The following is a 14,423-nucleotide window of genomic DNA, read 5'->3' as shown; positions in this document are numbered from 1 at the left end:
TAGGCTCCCCGTTGTGAGGCCCGCTCTGCGCACTATTCCCTAGGTTTAGCGTGCAGAGTAGGCCCCGCAACTCACCAGCCTCGGGCGCGCCACTCCTCAAGGTGTGGCCGCTCGGCGCCGAGGGTCGTGGGCAATCCATGGCCCGGGTGCACCAGGGTCTCGTCCGGATAAGCGTCGAACAGTCGCTCCGACACGTCGTTCAACAGAGAAGTGAAGCGTGCAGGATCTTTCTGTGTGTTGCCGACGCCTCCCGGAAACAACGAGTCTCCACTGAAGATGTGGGCAGGTCCGTTCGGATCCTGGTACACGAAAGCGATCGAGCCCGGGGTGTGTCCGCGCAAGTGGACCGCCGTGATCTCGAAGCCATCGAACCGTTCGACGTCGCCGTGACCAAGCCGGACATCCACTGGAACCGGCAACGCATCGGCGTCGTCCGCTCCAGCTGAGGTGGTTGCCCCGGAAACGGCGACCAACTCCGGCAGCGCCCGGACGTGGTCCCAGTGCTGGTGAGTGGTGGCAATCCTGGCGAGCTTCGGCGTCGCGGCAGTATCTGCGGCACTGTCCTGGAGCAGCTGCTGAATGGCCGGAAGGTCGTCGGCGGCGTCGATCAACAACTGCGCACCCGTGGACTTTGCGGTCAACAGGTACACATTGTTGTTCATCTCGCTGACCGAAATGCTGCGGATAGTGACGTCACGCAGTGAGTGAATAAGCGAATCCATCGTGTCAGTCTATGCAGTTGCCGGGTTGGCTTCGCGGCCCTGTGAAACCCAGTTGGGGTCGGCAGAGCGTGAACCCACGACGGCGGCCGCAGCTTGGTCGAGCCTCTCAAGCTGCGCTGTTCCCAGTTGCAGGGACAGCGCCCCAAGGTTCTCGTCGATCCGGTGCGTCTTGCGCGTGCCGGGGATGGGAACCACAGAAATCCCGAGGCGCTGACCTTGGGTAAACAGCCAAGCCAGGGCTACCTGGGCCGGAGTTGCATCCAGCCCGCTGGCTACCTCGCGGACCGCGGCCACTACGGCCTGGTTCGCATCAAGTGCCTCGTCACCAAAACGGGGGATCTTATGGCGGAAGTCATTTTCGCCAAGGTCGCTCGCGCTGACGGTTCCCGTAAGGAATCCGCGGCCCAGCGGCGAATATGGCACGAACCCGACGCCAAGTTCCTTGGCCGCAGGCACAACGTTGAGCTCAACATCCCTGCTCCAGATGGACCATTCACTCTGGACCGCGGCAATGGGATGTACGGCGTTGGCCTGCCTGAGCTCCTCGGCTGTCACTTCAGACAGTCCGAGGTGCCGGACCTTGCCCTCTCGGACCAGCTCCGCCATGGCCTCCACGGTTTCCACTATCGGAACGCGGAGGTCACGGCGGTGCATGTAGTAGAGGTCAATCACGTCAGTGTCCAGGCGGCGGAGGCTCGCTTCCGCCGCTTGCCTGATGTAGGGCGCATCCCCGCGGACTCCCGTGTACCCGTCCGCGGGGTTGCCCTCAATTCCGAACTTCGTGGCCACCTGGATCTCGTCGCGCCGCTCCTTCAAGAGCCTGCCAACCAGTTCCTCGTTACTGCCCGCGCCGTAGACGTCTGCGGTGTCGATGAACGTGATGCCCGCGTCCACTGCATGCCTGAGCGTCTGCAGGCCTTCCTCGGGTTCAATCCCACCGTAAACAGGGGTGAGGGCCATTCCACCGAAGCCGAGGGGGCTGACCTTGAGGCCGTCGCCGAGCTGAACTGCAGTCATGAACTTCTCCAATGCGCGTTTGGGTGCTCTTGAAAGCATGAACTCAGTGGCTCACATGGGTATTCCTGTTGGCGCCAGAATTGGGCGAAGGGTGCCCGGTTGGCTTGCCCGATTCGGGGGTTCCCTGCGTGACGTGCCGCGCGAACGGCACGATGGGCAGCGAGCCATCGAAACGGAGCAGTGCTACACGGGGAACCGGGCAGGAGCAGTGCTACTCGGCCTTGGCTGCGGCCTTGTCAGCGGGCAGGGCCTTCAAACCGGCAGCACAGCCCACGATTCCCGCGATGAACAGCAGCTTCAGCGGGCTCGCGGATTCCACTCCTGTCATCATGGCCCACCCAACGGTCAGTGCAGCGCCGATACCCACCCACACCGCGTAGGCAGTGCCGAGGGGGATTCGCTTCACTGCGATACCCAGTCCGAGCATGCTCAGGAGGGCAGTGATGGCGAAAACCACAGTTGGCATGAGTTGCGTAAAGCCGTTGGAGAGGCCCAAAGCTGTGGCCCATACGGCTTCGAGCAGCGCTGATGCCAAGAGGATGATCCAGAAGACTCCGTTGCCGGAGCTCCCGGTGTTGCCGGTGTTCTTGATGTTTCCAGTGTTCTCAGTCATGGCTACGCCACCACCTTCAGGCCAACTACACATGCACCGATGCCCGCAAGCAAAAGCAGCCGGGCCGTCGTCGCACGTTCAACCTTGGTGACCATCGCGTACGTTGCGGTCAGTACGACGCCGACGCCAACCCACACCGCATAAGCCGTGCCTGTGGGGATGGACTGCATCGCGATGGCGAGTCCGGCCATGCTGGCAACAACGGACACCAGGAAGACGACGGTCGGAACGGGTTTACGGAAGCCCTTGGACCGGTGGAGCGCTGCGGCCCAGACGGCCTCGAGTGCTCCGGAAAGAATGAGAATTATCCACGACATGACGTTTCCTTTGGCCAGTCTTGTCGCATGCCGGGTACTGAACCGTCGTCCGGAGGTTCCAGAGGGGAACCTTCATTTCAGGCTAGCAACTCCCGCGCGGGGTGGCCACCTCTGGTGGTTAACGTCACCAGCTCAGGAGTGGGACTCCACATGGTCGATCGAGATCACAGCGATGAAGCCGCGGCCCGAGATTTCCGGGCTGCGGGTATCGGAGCCGACCACGGCGTCATACCGTGAGAGCTCAACAGGTTCGGCCGCGCTGATTGCCGGGGCGTCGCCGTCGGACTCTTCCTCCACAGCCGCGCCGGGCGCAACAGTCGCCTTACCCTCCAGCAGGACGGCAAGCTGGCCTTCGAAGACCGGGTGCGCACGCTTCTTGGAAATCTCCACAATGGACGTGTAGCCCTTGAAGGCTCCCTCTCGGGCGATGACATTCAGATCCCGGATGTCCCCTGTCGGAAGAGTGGCCCCCGACGAAGCCTCGCCCGAGAAGCGGAACGGACGGTACTTCTCCAGTGGGTGCTCGGAGCCGTCCACCGTGAGGAGGAGCAGTTCGCCGTCGATGATGGTGATCACGCGCTCCATGCCCGGGAAGACGGAGAAATCTCCGGCCTTGGAAACGTCTGCGATGCTGACTCGCCAATCCCAGGCATTGTCCTGCGCCGAGGCGGCCTTAGGATGGCTGGCGAGTTCGCGCGTCACCCCGCCCCCGTTGCGCCAAGGTTCGGGACGGATGTCGGCAAAGCGGATAATCTCCATTCGACCAGCCTAGTGGTGGACGCGGCTTCTGCGTTGGCATTGCGGCTTGCTACCGTCATATGTGGAAAACGTTGCGACTAAAAGCTGGAGGCGCTGGAATGTTCGTCAAAGTGTGCGGCTTGAGTACGCCGGAATCCGTGCGTGAAGCCGTCGACGCCGGTGCAGACGCGGTCGGCTTCGTGCTCACTTCCAGCCCCCGCGAAGTCAGCCCGGACCAGGTGCGCATTCTGCTGCCGTTGGTTCCGGAAGGTGTTCACGCCGTGGGTGTTTTCCGGCACGAGGATGCCGCTGACGCCGTGGCAACGGCTCGAGCTGCCGGACTCGAGTGGGTGCAATTGCACGGTCACCGAACGGCCGGCGACGTCAAAACAGTGCACGACGCCGGGATGCGGCTCATTCGGGCCGTCACCATGGGCGCATCCCAGGACGAGTTCGCGGATCTGGGCGAAGAACTATTCCTGATCGATGCCGCAGTGCCAGGCTCGGGGGAGTCTTGGGACTATGCGTCAGTGCGGGCGAAGGGGCTCGATAACCGGGAGTGGCTGCTTGCAGGGGGACTCGAATCCGGCAACGTGGCTTTCGCTGCGGCTGCTGCCGGTGCTTGGGGAGTGGACGTCTCCTCCGGCGTAGAGGCTTCCCGCGGAGTGAAGGACCTGGCAAAGATCCGCGCTTTTGTCGAAGCTGCCAAAGCCTAGGCCCGATTACCGTGTCAGTGGGACTGCCTAGACTCGCTCACGACGACACGATTTACTCCAACGCACCACTACTTGGATATCGAACATCACCGAAACCAGGAGTTAAGCAATGAGTACGGAACAGCACACCCTGACCATGAGCCGCGAGTTTGATGCTCCCCGCGAGAAGGTTTTTGAGGCCTGGATGGAGCCGGACAAGCTCACCCAGTGGTTCGGGCCCGTGGAGGTGGAAGCTCCCCGGGACCAGATCATCGTTGAGCCCCGCGTTGGTGGCATCTGGCAGGTGGTCATGGTGTGGTCGGACGAGAACGGTGAGCAGTCGGCCCCCATTGAAGCCACCATCACCGAGCTGAATAGCCCGGCTCTTTTGGTTGCCCAGGCCAAAGCTGCTCCTGACGCTGACCACGAGTACGAGGAAATGCACCTTGAATTCGAGGACCTCAACGGCCGTACCCGGATGAATCTTAAGCAGGGTCCGTTTGCCTCCGAAGAGTGGGTTGAGATGACACGCGACGGCTGGGGCACCTCGTTCGACAAGCTGGACGGGCTCTTGGCTGGTTGAGCTAGTGGCCCCGCAGGGAGTGCCGCTGCAAGTCAGGGAAGATTCAGGGCAGACCCCTAGGCTTTTTGTCGTGCCCGCAGGGGAGAATGAAGACTATGAAAACGCTCCTTAACATCATCTGGCTTGTCTTCGGTGGGTTCTGGCTGGCGTTGGGTTACTTCGCGGCGGGCATCATTTGCTGCGTGCTCATCGTCACCATCCCGTGGGGCATCGCTTCGTTCCGGATCGGCGCGTACTGCCTGTGGCCCTTCGGCCAGATGGTGGTTGAGAAGCCGGGCGGTGCCGGGGTGTTCGCGCTCCTCGGTAATGTGATCTGGCTTCTGGTTGCGGGCATCTGGATTGCGATTGGTCACGTGGTCACCGCAGTTGCCATGGCCATCACCATCATCGGAATCCCGCTGGCCATCGCCAACTTGAAGCTGATCCCGGTTTCGCTGATGCCTCTCGGTAAGCAGATTGTGCCCACCAACCAGCCGTTCGTCAGCACCTACCGCTAGGCCGGCACTGCCCATTTAGACGACTCGCTGCAGGCCAGACGATTCCTACCGTCTGGCCTGCAGCGGAGCGTCTAATTCGGGCAAAAGAGCGGGGGGAGCCGCTCACGCGAGTTCGCTGGCGAGGTTCCGGCGCGCAGCGTCGAGCCAGAGTGCTTTGGCGCGTTCGCCATGGAACAGCGGGTCCAGCCGCAGGAGACCGCGCACGACGGCGGCGCGACCCTTCGCGAAGTCTTCGTCGCTGACGCGGGCGTAGTCTTCGCGGACGGCGGCCAAGTAGCGTGCGTAGGACTCCGGGTCGCCGCCGAGCACGGAGAGGTCGGCGTCGCAGAGAAGTGCACCGGCGTAGTCACCCGTCTTTGGGCTGTGCGAAGCCGTGAGGCGGACCAGGCGCGCCACCTCCGCCACCTCGTGGGGAGCCAAACCAGCGGCGGTGAGCCGGTCCTCGGCCAAGCGCGCGGACTCTTCTTCGTCCTGCCCCGCAACCCCTTCGTAGACGGCATCGTGGAACCACGCCGCCAGCAAGACGGTTCGCGCAGGCTGTTCGGGTTCTGTCAGCACGTCCAAGGCTTCAAGGACTGCCAGGAGGTGGGTCCGGCTGTGGTATTTCCTGCCGTCCTCGCCCCAACGTTCAAGCAATTCAAGGCCCAGCTCCTCGTGACCTGGGTAGCTGCTGTTCCAACGTTCCATCAAAGGTACTGTCAATGCCTTGCTCCGTTCACGAGCCGGGATGCGCAGTCCGCTGGCAATGAGCTTGCGGACCAGGATGCGGGCCTCCACAGGGATGGCACCCGCGGAAACGAGGTCGTCATAGCGGCGTTCCGGGACATCATAATGATCTCCGTCGAAGGCCCGTTCGGGAACCCCGGAAGCGGCCGCGAAAGCGTGCAGCTCCTCCAGTGAGGTGTCCGAAACGAGGTGCGAAAAAACGGTTCCGTGCGCTGGCCACAGGGGCGGATCGACGTAGATGGCCATTGCCAAAGTGTACCCATGTGATCCTTCCCAGTTGCCGGCCATCGGGACGTCTACCGCCGTGCTGCCGTCCCGGAAGTACAGGCTTCACTGCCCGCGCTGATCACGGCAACTGGGAAGGAGTGCAGGGAACTCAGTGCTGGGCCGGCAGGATGTTCTGGTTGCCGCGGAACACGTTGTCAGGATCGAATTCGCGCTTCACCAAGGACAGCCGCCGGTAGTTCTGTTCTCCATAGGCCGCCATGATCCGATCTTGCCCTTCGTCACCGATGAAGTTCAGCCACACGCCGCCCGTGGTGTGCGGGGCGATGTCCTGCCGGAACTGTTTGACCCAGGCTTTTGCCTCCTGTCCGCCCTCCCGTGTTTCGGAAAGGCCGAACGGGTGGCTGACCCAGGCTGCACCCCGGTGCTGCAACGGAGTGTTCGCCGCAGCAGGGCCGCCCACGGCCCCGCCCCAACGTGCCACCAACTGCTGCGAGTGCGGTCCCGGAAGGCGTTGAGCCGAGTCGACCAGAAGATCCAGTGCGTCGTCATTGAGCTCGTTATGGTAGTCCGCGCTCCAGTAGTTGTAGTGGTCCGGAGGGTCGTCGATCATGCATTGGAAGTCCGCATATTGCATGGGCGAGACCAGATCCACGGAGGGGCCGAGTTCCTTGAACGGTTTGACGTGCTCTTCGCCAGCTTCAACATCACCCGCGTAGATGTAAGCCATCCCGACGGCGAGTTTGCCTACCATCTCTTCCGGGACGAATTCTTCCGGCGGGGCGGTGAGGTACACGAGGGCTGTCCCCACGGCGTCGGGCGCCTCCAACGCAAGCCCCCGGAAGGCGCGCGACAAATCCTTCGCATCGTCCCCTGGGAACAACATGAGGCCCGCCATCACGGTGGGGCCAAGGTCGTGCAGCTTGAACGTCAAGGACGTAGCCACACCGAAGTTACCGCCCCCGCCGTGGAGGGCCCAGAACAACTCGGGGTTTTCGCCGGGACTGGCGGTAACCCGTTGCCCGGAGGCCGTGACCAGATCGACGGAGAGCAGGTTGTCGCACGCGAATCCGTACGAGCGCTCCAGCCATCCCGAACCACCGCCCAACGTGAATCCCGAGACTCCCGTGGTGGATGCGCGCCCGCCCGTGACAGCCAGCCCGTACCGCTGGGTTGCGCGGTCGAACTCGCCCCAGGTCAGCCCTGCGCCCACCGTGGCGGTCTTCATCCTGGGGTCCACGCTGATGGACTTCATGGGGCGGACGTCAATTACCAGACCGTCGTCGTTGGTGGACATGCCCGCCACCGAGTGACCGCCTGAGCGCACGGCGACGTCCAAATTGTGGTTGTGCGCATAGCTCAGGGCTTCAGCCACTTCGCCGGGATCAGAGCATTTGGCGATGACAGCCGGTTTGCGGTCGATCATCGCATTGAAGAGTTTTCGGGCTTGGTCATAGTCCGGGCTGTCCGGACGAATCCATTCCATGGGACGTTCCTTTGCATCGGAAACTCCCCCCTAGAACAGGGTACGTCCGCACCTCCCATCGGACCATGGGTAAAGCAAAGAAGTACGACGACGGCGGCGCACCACTTCGCGCCAAGCGCACCAGAGCTTATGGGCGCGTCATGCGGTAACGGGGGCACTGTGCAGCTCACTATCGCTTGGCGGTCACATAACGTATGCGGCGGGTTTGATGGCGAAGAACCGCAAATACGGAACTATGATGCATTTATGCCGCAGATACGAATATCCGAGGCCGCGCGCTTTCTTGGTGTCAGCGACGACACCGTGAGGCGTTGGACGGAAAACGGAACGCTTACTGCCCGGAAGGACTCAGCCGGGCGCCTCGCAGTGGATGGCTTGGAACTGGCCACGCTTGCCCGCGACCAATCCCATCTCCCCGACGACCCCTCCCGGGCAGGAAGTTCGGCCCGCAACCGCTTCATCGGACTGGTTACCGGCATTACCGCGGACAAGGTCATGGCCCAAGTAGAGCTTCAGTGTGGTCCGTTTCGCGTTGTGTCGCTGATGAGCAGCGAAGCCGTCCGGGAGCTCGGGTTGGAACTCGGTTCGGTAGCCACAGCCGTGGTGAAGGCCACCACTGTCATCATCGAAACACCGCAGGGAAAGAGTGTCATATGAGGTTCAGCCGCAAGCCTTTCGCCGCAGTGTTGGTTGCGGGTACGCTGGCGGTGAGCCTGGGAGCCTGCGCCTCCGGGACAACACGTCCGTCCACGGGCTCGGCAAGCCCCGGGTCCTCCATGTCCGGAGAGATCACCGTTTTCGCCGCGGCATCCCTGAAATCGACCTTCACCCAGCTGGCCAAAGACTTCGAAGTCCAGCACCCGGGCACCAAAGTAACTCTCAGCTTCGCAGGGTCCTCTGACCTGGTCACGCAGATCACCCAGGGTGCCCCAGCGGACGTCTTCGCTTCAGCAGATGCCAAGAACATGGCCAAGCTCGCCGACGCAGATCTCGTGGACGGCACAGCAACCAACTTCGCCACCAATGTCCTTGAGATCGCAGTCCCGCCCGGCAATCCGGCGTCGGTCTCTTCCTTCGCGGACCTCGCAAAGCCCGGCGTCAAAGTGGTGACCTGCGCCAGCCAGGTCCCCTGCGGCGCTGCAACGAAGACCGTTGAAAAGGCGACAGGAACCACGTTGAGCCCGGTCAGTGAGGAATCGTCCGTGACCGATGTCCTGGGCAAAGTCACCTCGGGCGAAGCCGACGCCGGCCTGGTCTACGTTTCGGACGTCAAAGCGGCCGGCGATAAGGTCCAGGGCATCCGCTTCCCCGAGTCGGACACGGCCGTCAACACCTACCCCATTGCCACGGTTGGCACCAGCAAGAACAAAGAACTCGCAGCTGCGTTCATTGCAAACGTCACTAGCGAAGCCGGCAAGAAGGTCCTTATGGACGCCGGCTTCGGAACGCCGTAGCGGAGGCCAGGGCATCGTGATCAGGCGCAGCGGCTACCACGGCATTCCGCGGTGGATTTATGCCATCGCAGCTGTGGGTGGACTCCTGATGGTGCTTCCCTTGGCGGCGATGCTGCTGCGGGTGAATTGGCCGCAATTCATTCCACTCATCACGTCGGAGTCGTCCCTTGCCGCCCTGGGCCTGAGCCTTAGGACGTCGGCTGCCAGTACCGTCCTCTGCGTCGTCTTGGGGGTTCCGTTGGCGCTGGTGCTTGCCCGCGGCGAGTTCCCCGGACAAAGGCTCCTCCGCTCCTTCGTCCTGCTGCCGCTGGTGCTGCCGCCCGTCGTCGGCGGACTTGCTCTCCTGTACACGTTCGGGCGGCAGGGGCTCCTCGGAAAGTCCCTTGAACTGGCTGGGATCCAGATCGCGTTCTCCACTTCGGCGGTGGTTTTGGCCCAGGCTTTCGTGGCCCTGCCGTTCCTGGTGGTCAGTCTGGAAGGCGCACTGAGATCGGCCGGAAGTAGATACGAAGCTGTGGCGGCGACCCTCGGGGCGCGGCCTACTACCGTTCTTCGTCGCGTCACGCTTCCATTAGTGCTGCCTGGGCTTGCGTCCGGTGCTGTGTTGTCGTTCGCGCGAAGCCTTGGCGAGTTCGGTGCCACCTTGACCTTTGCCGGCAGTTTGGAAGGCATCACCCGCACCTTGCCGCTCGAAATTTACTTGCAGCGTGAGGCCGATGCGGACGCCGCCGTCGCGCTGTCGTTGGTGCTGGTGGCGGTTGCAGTTGCGGTGGTCGGGCTCAGCTATGGGCGCCGGCGAAGCAGCACTCCTGTGGAGGTCCAGCCATGAGCTTCGAGCTGCAGGCAAGCGTCCGCGCCAGGAACTTCGACATGTCCCTAAGCCTCGCTGAAGGCGAGACTGTGGCCGTACTCGGTCCGAATGGTGCCGGGAAGTCCACTCTGCTGGGCGTGATCGCCGGGCTGCTGCGGCCGGATGCCGGCTCGGCGCGAATCGGCGACAACGAACTGTTCAAGCTCGACGACGGCACCCACTCTTGGAGCCCGCCACATCTGCGGGGGACTGCGCTTCTGGCCCAGGAGGCTCTCCTGTTTCCGCATCTGAATGCCTTGGACAACGTGGCATTCGGGCCGCGAAGCGGGGGTGCTTCGAAGGCTGCCGCACGGGAGACTGCACAACACTGGCTGGCCGAAGTTGATGCCCTGCCACTGGCTGACCGGAAGCCCGCCCAGTTGTCCGGAGGGCAGGCCCAACGCGTCGCCGTGGCACGCGCCCTGGCTGCTCAGCCCGAGTTGTTGCTCCTTGACGAGCCGATGGCCGCCCTCGATATTCACGCAGCACCATTGCTCCGCCGCGTCCTCAAACGAGTCCTGCGGGACCGCAAAGCCATCATCGTCACGCACGACATCCTGGACGCCTACATGCTCGCCGACCGAGTCATCGTGGTGGAGGAGGGGCGCATCACGGAAGAAGGACCCACTCGTCAGGTCCTTGAAAGACCACGAAGCCACTTTGCCGCCGGCCTCGCCGGCCTCAACCTCGTCACCGGGACCATTGCTTCCGAGGGAATTACGACGCCGGATGGCCGGCTTTTCGCGGGCCGCCATGATCCGGACTGGTCACCAGTACCCGGCCAGGCAGGCGTGGCCGCCTTCCCGCCGTCGAGCGTTTCCGTCTTCCTGGGCGATGTGCACGGAAGCCCCCGCAATTCCTTCCCGGTAACCATCACTGACCTGGAACCCTACGGTGATCAGATCCGCGTCCGTGCCAACGGGGTGCAATCGGCACAAGCTTTGTCAGCCGACATCACTCCCTCCGCATCCGCCGACCTTGGCCTGGCGCCGGGCATGGAAGTGAGGTTTGTGGTCAAGTCCGCGATGGTGGCGGTCTACCCGGCCTGAAATACGCTTGGCCGAATACCCCTGGCGTTATTCGCGATACATCCGCTCCGCATAGGACGGCCCGTAGTAGGCCTCCAGATCCTCCAGTGGTGTTTCGGGTTGCGTGTAGGTCTGGGACAACATGGCGATGCTCGGCAGGCCGTCAGTGTCCCAGGTTTCCGGTTGCCACAGTCCGCTCCGCATGAAGGCCTTACCGCAATGGGTGAACACTTCCTCCACAGCAACCACAACAGCGGCGCGCGGCCGGTGCCCCTTGACCACCAGGTGATCGAAGAAGCCGGCGTCACGGACAATCTGTGCCGTGCCATTGATCCGCAGGGTATCCGTTCTGCCCGGGACTATGGACAGGATTCCTACGTTCGGGTTCTCCAGGATGTTGTGGAAGCCGAACGCGAGCTTGTTGCCGGGGCGTTCCGGTATGGCGATTGTGTGCTCGTCCAGGACATGAATGAAGCCAGCTGGGTCGCCCTTGGGTGAGGCGTCCACGCGGCCCTGCGCGTCCGAAGTCGAGATCACGCAAAACGGGCTGGCTGCCAGCCATTGGCGGTCAAAATCGCTGAGGGATGTGCGCACTTTCCGGCGCACACGGTCCAAGGGCAATCCGATCAGTTCTTCGAGTTCATCCACGCTGGAAATGGGGTCCATAGGCCCAGCCTACTTCCCTTGATTTCGGTGGACTCTGGACACTGGTTTCGCCGTGGGCAAACATGGAACTCAATGGACCAAATGCAAAGTTGAGCGTAGTAGACTCAAGTTTGTAATCATAGGTATCACTCCAGAAAGGGAGCACTCTTTGGACGTCAAATTCACCACCAAAAGCCAGGAGGCCCTTTCTGCGGCCGCCATGAACGCCTCAACTGCCGGCAACCCGCAGCTTGAGCCTGCCCACCTGCTGAAAGCCCTCATGGACCAGCGCGAAGGCGTTGCCGTTGCGCTGTTGCGTGCCACGGGAGCGGACCCTGATGCCGTGAGCGTTCAGGCTAGCTCAGCCATTAAATCGCTGCCGTCGTCATCGGGCAGCTCGGTCCAGCAGGCCCAGTTGTCCCGCCAGTCCATGCAGGCCATCCAAGCTGCCCAGAACGAAGCTGACAAGCTCGGCGATTCCTTTGTGTCCACGGAGCACCTGCTCCTCGGACTCTCGGCCGGAAGCGACGCCGTGGGTAAGTTAATGCGCGACGCCGGCGCCTCCCACGAAGCGCTGCTCGCCGCCCTGCCGGGTGTCCGGGGGGACCGGAACGTCAACTCGCCGGATCCGGAAAACACCTTCCAGGCCCTGGAGAAGTTCGGCACGGACCTCACTGCCGTGGCCCGTTCAGGCAAACTGGATCCCGTCATCGGGCGCGACAGCGAGATCCGACGCGTCGTGCAGGTTTTGAGCCGCCGCACCAAGAACAACCCTGTGCTGATTGGTGAGCCGGGCGTTGGCAAGACCGCCGTCGTCGAAGGCCTTGCGCAGCGCATGGTGGCCGGCGACGTTCCCGAAAGTTTGCGCGGCAAAACGCTCATCGCCCTGGACCTCGCGTCCATGGTGGCCGGAGCAAAGTATCGCGGCGAGTTCGAGGAACGCCTGAAGGCCGTTCTGGAGGAGATTAAGAACTCCAACGGGCAGATCGTGACGTTCATCGACGAAATCCACACGGTTGTGGGTGCCGGCGCCACGGGTGAAAGCGCCATGGACGCGGGGAACATGCTCAAGCCCATGCTGGCGCGCGGTGAACTGCGCCTGATTGGTGCCACCACCTTGGACGAGTACCGCGAGAACATTGAGAAAGACCCTGCACTGGAACGCCGCTTCCAGCAGGTATATGTTGGCGAGCCCAGCGTTGAGGACACCATCGGCATCCTCCGTGGCCTGAAGGAACGTTACGAGGCCCACCACAAGGTGGCCATCGCCGACTCCGCGCTGGTGGCTGCTGCAACGCTGTCCAACCGATACATCTCCGGACGCCAGTTGCCGGACAAAGCCATCGATCTGGTGGACGAGGCCGCGTCCCGGCTCCGCATGGAGATCGATTCCGCGCCGGAAGAGATCGACCAGCTCCGCCGCGCCGTCGACCGCCTGACCATGGAAGAACTGGCCCTCCAGGGCGAAACTGACCCTGCGTCGGTGGAGAGGCTGGCTGCGCTCCGCGCGGACAAGGCGGACAAGAACGAGGAACTCAGTGCGCTGAACGCGCGCTGGGAGGCGGAGAAAGCCGGACTGAACCGCGTCGGCGACCTCAAGGCCAAGATCGACGAACTGCGTTCCGTTGCGGACAAAGCCCAGCGCGAAGGCGACCTCGAATCGGCCTCACGGATCCTTTACGGAGAACTGCCTGCCCTGGAACGGGAGCTGAGCGCCGCTGCTGAGGAGGAGTCCGCCCGGAGCGATTCGAAACCGGAACTCATGGTGGCCGAGGACGTGACCGCTGACGACATTGCAGAAGTCATCTCCGCCTGGACCGGCATCCCTGCCGGACGCATGCTCCAAGGTGAGTCCCAGAAGCTCCTCCACATGGAAGAGGAACTCGGCAAGCGCCTCATCGGCCAGACAAAAGCCGTGCAGGCTGTGTCAGACGCCGTGCGGCGGGCACGAGCCGGAATCAGCGACCCCAACCGCCCCACTGGTTCGTTCCTGTTCCTCGGTCCTACGGGCGTCGGTAAGACGGAGCTGGCCAAGGCCTTGGCGGACTTCCTCTTCGATGACGAACGCGCCATGATCCGGATCGATATGTCCGAGTACAGCGAGAAGCACTCGGTCGCCCGACTGGTGGGCGCCCCTCCTGGATATGTCGGCTACGAAGAAGGCGGCCAACTCACAGAGGCTGTCCGTCGCAGGCCCTACTCCGTGGTGCTGCTGGACGAGGTGGAGAAGGCCCACCCTGAGGTCTTCGACATCCTCCTGCAGGTACTCGACGACGGCCGCCTCACCGATGGCCAGGGCCGCACCGTGGACTTCCGCAATACCATCCTGGTGCTGACCTCCAACTCCGGAAGCCAGTTCCTTGTGGACCAGTCACTGGATGCCAAGGCCAAGCGGGACGCCGTCATGGCCGTGGTCCAGGCATCCTTCAAGCCCGAGTTCCTGAACCGGCTGGATGAGATCGTCCTCTTCGATCCGTTGACAGTAGAGGAACTTGCCCGGATCGTTGAGCTGCACGTCGCCGAGCTGAGCAACCGGCTCCGCGATCGCCGCCTAAGCCTTGAGGTAACCGATGGGGCACGCGCATGGTTGGCCATGTCCGGCTTTGATCCCGCCTACGGTGCACGGCCGCTGCGCAGGCTGGTTCAACGGGAGATCGGCGACCGCCTCGCCAAGGAGATTCTTGCAGGCGAAATCAGCGACGGCGACACAGTGCTCGTGGATACCGCTGCGGACCTCGACGAACTCACCGTTGAAGGCTTCGAAGCGCTGACAGGTCCCGACGGCGGCACTTCCGCAGGTACGGGCCTCACGGTTCGTCGGAAGTAG

At 62.9% G+C, this 14,423-nt stretch carries 16 protein-coding genes and 1 riboswitch; of the genes, 8 read left to right on the top strand and 8 right to left on the bottom strand.

Going from position 1 to position 14,423, the window contains the following annotated elements; all coding sequences use genetic code 11:
* Positions 1-71 precede the first annotated feature (71 nt).
* The 5 genes from ACNAOT_RS19770 to ACNAOT_RS19750 all read right to left on the bottom strand — a co-directional run bounded on the left by ACNAOT_RS19770 (position 72) and on the right by ACNAOT_RS19750 (position 3,428).
* On the bottom strand, positions 72-722 hold the full coding sequence (locus tag ACNAOT_RS19770) for an MBL fold metallo-hydrolase (protein WP_420179081.1): 651 nt from the start codon (positions 720-722) through the stop codon (positions 72-74).
* Between the two features lie 9 nt (positions 723-731).
* Complete coding sequence (locus ACNAOT_RS19765) at positions 732-1,739, bottom strand: aldo/keto reductase (protein ID WP_364309083.1); 1,008 nt, start codon at positions 1,737-1,739, stop codon at positions 732-734.
* A gap of 211 nt (positions 1,740-1,950) precedes the next feature.
* Positions 1,951-2,352 (bottom strand): DMT family transporter, encoded by a 402-nt coding sequence (locus ACNAOT_RS19760; protein WP_420179080.1) that lies wholly within the window; start codon positions 2,350-2,352, stop codon positions 1,951-1,953.
* Between the two features lie 2 nt (positions 2,353-2,354).
* Positions 2,355-2,669 (bottom strand): DMT family transporter, encoded by a 315-nt coding sequence (locus ACNAOT_RS19755; RefSeq protein ID WP_089596307.1) that lies wholly within the window; start codon positions 2,667-2,669, stop codon positions 2,355-2,357.
* Positions 2,670-2,678: 9 nt separating this feature from the next.
* Positions 2,679-2,744: riboswitch (guanidine-III (ykkC-III) riboswitch) on the bottom strand.
* Between the two features lie 57 nt (positions 2,745-2,801).
* Positions 2,802-3,428, bottom strand: a complete 627-nt coding sequence (locus ACNAOT_RS19750) for a HutD family protein (RefSeq protein ID WP_420179079.1) — start codon at positions 3,426-3,428, stop codon at positions 2,802-2,804.
* Between the two features lie 98 nt (positions 3,429-3,526).
* Here ACNAOT_RS19750 and ACNAOT_RS19745 point away from each other — a divergent pair, with 98 nt between their 5' ends.
* The 3 genes from ACNAOT_RS19745 to ACNAOT_RS19735 all read left to right on the top strand — a co-directional run bounded on the left by ACNAOT_RS19745 (position 3,527) and on the right by ACNAOT_RS19735 (position 5,182).
* Complete coding sequence (locus ACNAOT_RS19745) at positions 3,527-4,123, top strand: phosphoribosylanthranilate isomerase (RefSeq protein ID WP_420179078.1); 597 nt, start codon at positions 3,527-3,529, stop codon at positions 4,121-4,123.
* Positions 4,124-4,232: 109 nt separating this feature from the next.
* Positions 4,233-4,685: an SRPBCC family protein gene (locus ACNAOT_RS19740; protein ID WP_091470117.1), complete on the top strand. Its 453-nt coding sequence runs from the start codon at positions 4,233-4,235 to the stop codon at positions 4,683-4,685.
* A gap of 95 nt (positions 4,686-4,780) precedes the next feature.
* Positions 4,781-5,182, top strand: a complete 402-nt coding sequence (locus ACNAOT_RS19735; protein WP_091470118.1) for a YccF domain-containing protein — start codon at positions 4,781-4,783, stop codon at positions 5,180-5,182.
* A gap of 102 nt (positions 5,183-5,284) precedes the next feature.
* Here the strand turns inward: ACNAOT_RS19735 and ACNAOT_RS19730 are convergent, their stop codons facing one another.
* Together ACNAOT_RS19730 and ACNAOT_RS19725 are read right to left on the bottom strand one after the other, a co-directional pair.
* Positions 5,285-6,154 (bottom strand): DUF4031 domain-containing protein, encoded by an 870-nt coding sequence (locus ACNAOT_RS19730; RefSeq protein ID WP_420179077.1) that lies wholly within the window; start codon positions 6,152-6,154, stop codon positions 5,285-5,287.
* 130 nt (positions 6,155-6,284) lie between these two features.
* Entirely contained in the window at positions 6,285-7,619 is a 1,335-nt protein-coding gene (locus ACNAOT_RS19725; protein WP_420179076.1) for an FAD-binding oxidoreductase, read from the bottom strand.
* 246 nt (positions 7,620-7,865) lie between these two features.
* Between ACNAOT_RS19725 and ACNAOT_RS19720 the strand changes: the two genes are divergently transcribed.
* Genes ACNAOT_RS19720 through ACNAOT_RS19705 form a run of 4 tightly spaced genes read left to right on the top strand, consistent with a single transcriptional unit; the run spans position 7,866 to position 10,972 of the window.
* The gene (locus tag ACNAOT_RS19720) at positions 7,866-8,276 is read left to right on the top strand and encodes a TOBE domain-containing protein (RefSeq protein WP_054809108.1); all 411 of its coding nucleotides are present in this window, start codon (positions 7,866-7,868) and stop codon (positions 8,274-8,276) included.
* Positions 8,273-9,073, top strand: coding sequence for a molybdate ABC transporter substrate-binding protein (modA, locus tag ACNAOT_RS19715; RefSeq protein ID WP_420179075.1), 801 nt, complete (start codon positions 8,273-8,275; stop codon positions 9,071-9,073). Before ACNAOT_RS19720 ends, modA begins: the two co-directional genes overlap by 4 nt.
* 16 nt (positions 9,074-9,089) lie before the next feature.
* Entirely contained in the window at positions 9,090-9,902 is an 813-nt protein-coding gene (locus tag ACNAOT_RS19710; protein WP_420179074.1) for an ABC transporter permease, read from the top strand.
* On the top strand, positions 9,899-10,972 hold the full coding sequence (locus tag ACNAOT_RS19705) for a sulfate/molybdate ABC transporter ATP-binding protein (RefSeq protein ID WP_420179073.1): 1,074 nt from the start codon (positions 9,899-9,901) through the stop codon (positions 10,970-10,972). The genes ACNAOT_RS19710 and ACNAOT_RS19705 overlap by 4 nt, the downstream gene beginning before the upstream one ends.
* Positions 10,973-10,999: 27 nt before the next feature.
* Here the strand turns inward: ACNAOT_RS19705 and ACNAOT_RS19700 are convergent, their stop codons facing one another.
* Positions 11,000-11,617 (bottom strand): MSMEG_1061 family FMN-dependent PPOX-type flavoprotein, encoded by a 618-nt coding sequence (locus ACNAOT_RS19700; protein ID WP_420179072.1) that lies wholly within the window; start codon positions 11,615-11,617, stop codon positions 11,000-11,002.
* 148 nt (positions 11,618-11,765) lie between these two features.
* Between ACNAOT_RS19700 and clpB the strand changes: the two genes are divergently transcribed.
* Positions 11,766-14,423 carry an ATP-dependent chaperone ClpB gene (clpB, locus tag ACNAOT_RS19695; protein ID WP_420179071.1) on the top strand — a complete coding sequence of 886 codons (2,658 nt, stop codon included), beginning with the start codon at positions 11,766-11,768 and terminating at the stop codon, positions 14,421-14,423.

The organism is Paenarthrobacter sp. TA1.8, assembly GCF_048595705.1.
GTDB classification, from domain to species: Bacteria; Actinomycetota; Actinomycetes; order Actinomycetales; family Micrococcaceae; genus Arthrobacter; species Arthrobacter nitroguajacolicus.
This window is presented reverse-complemented; position numbering and strand designations above follow the sequence as displayed.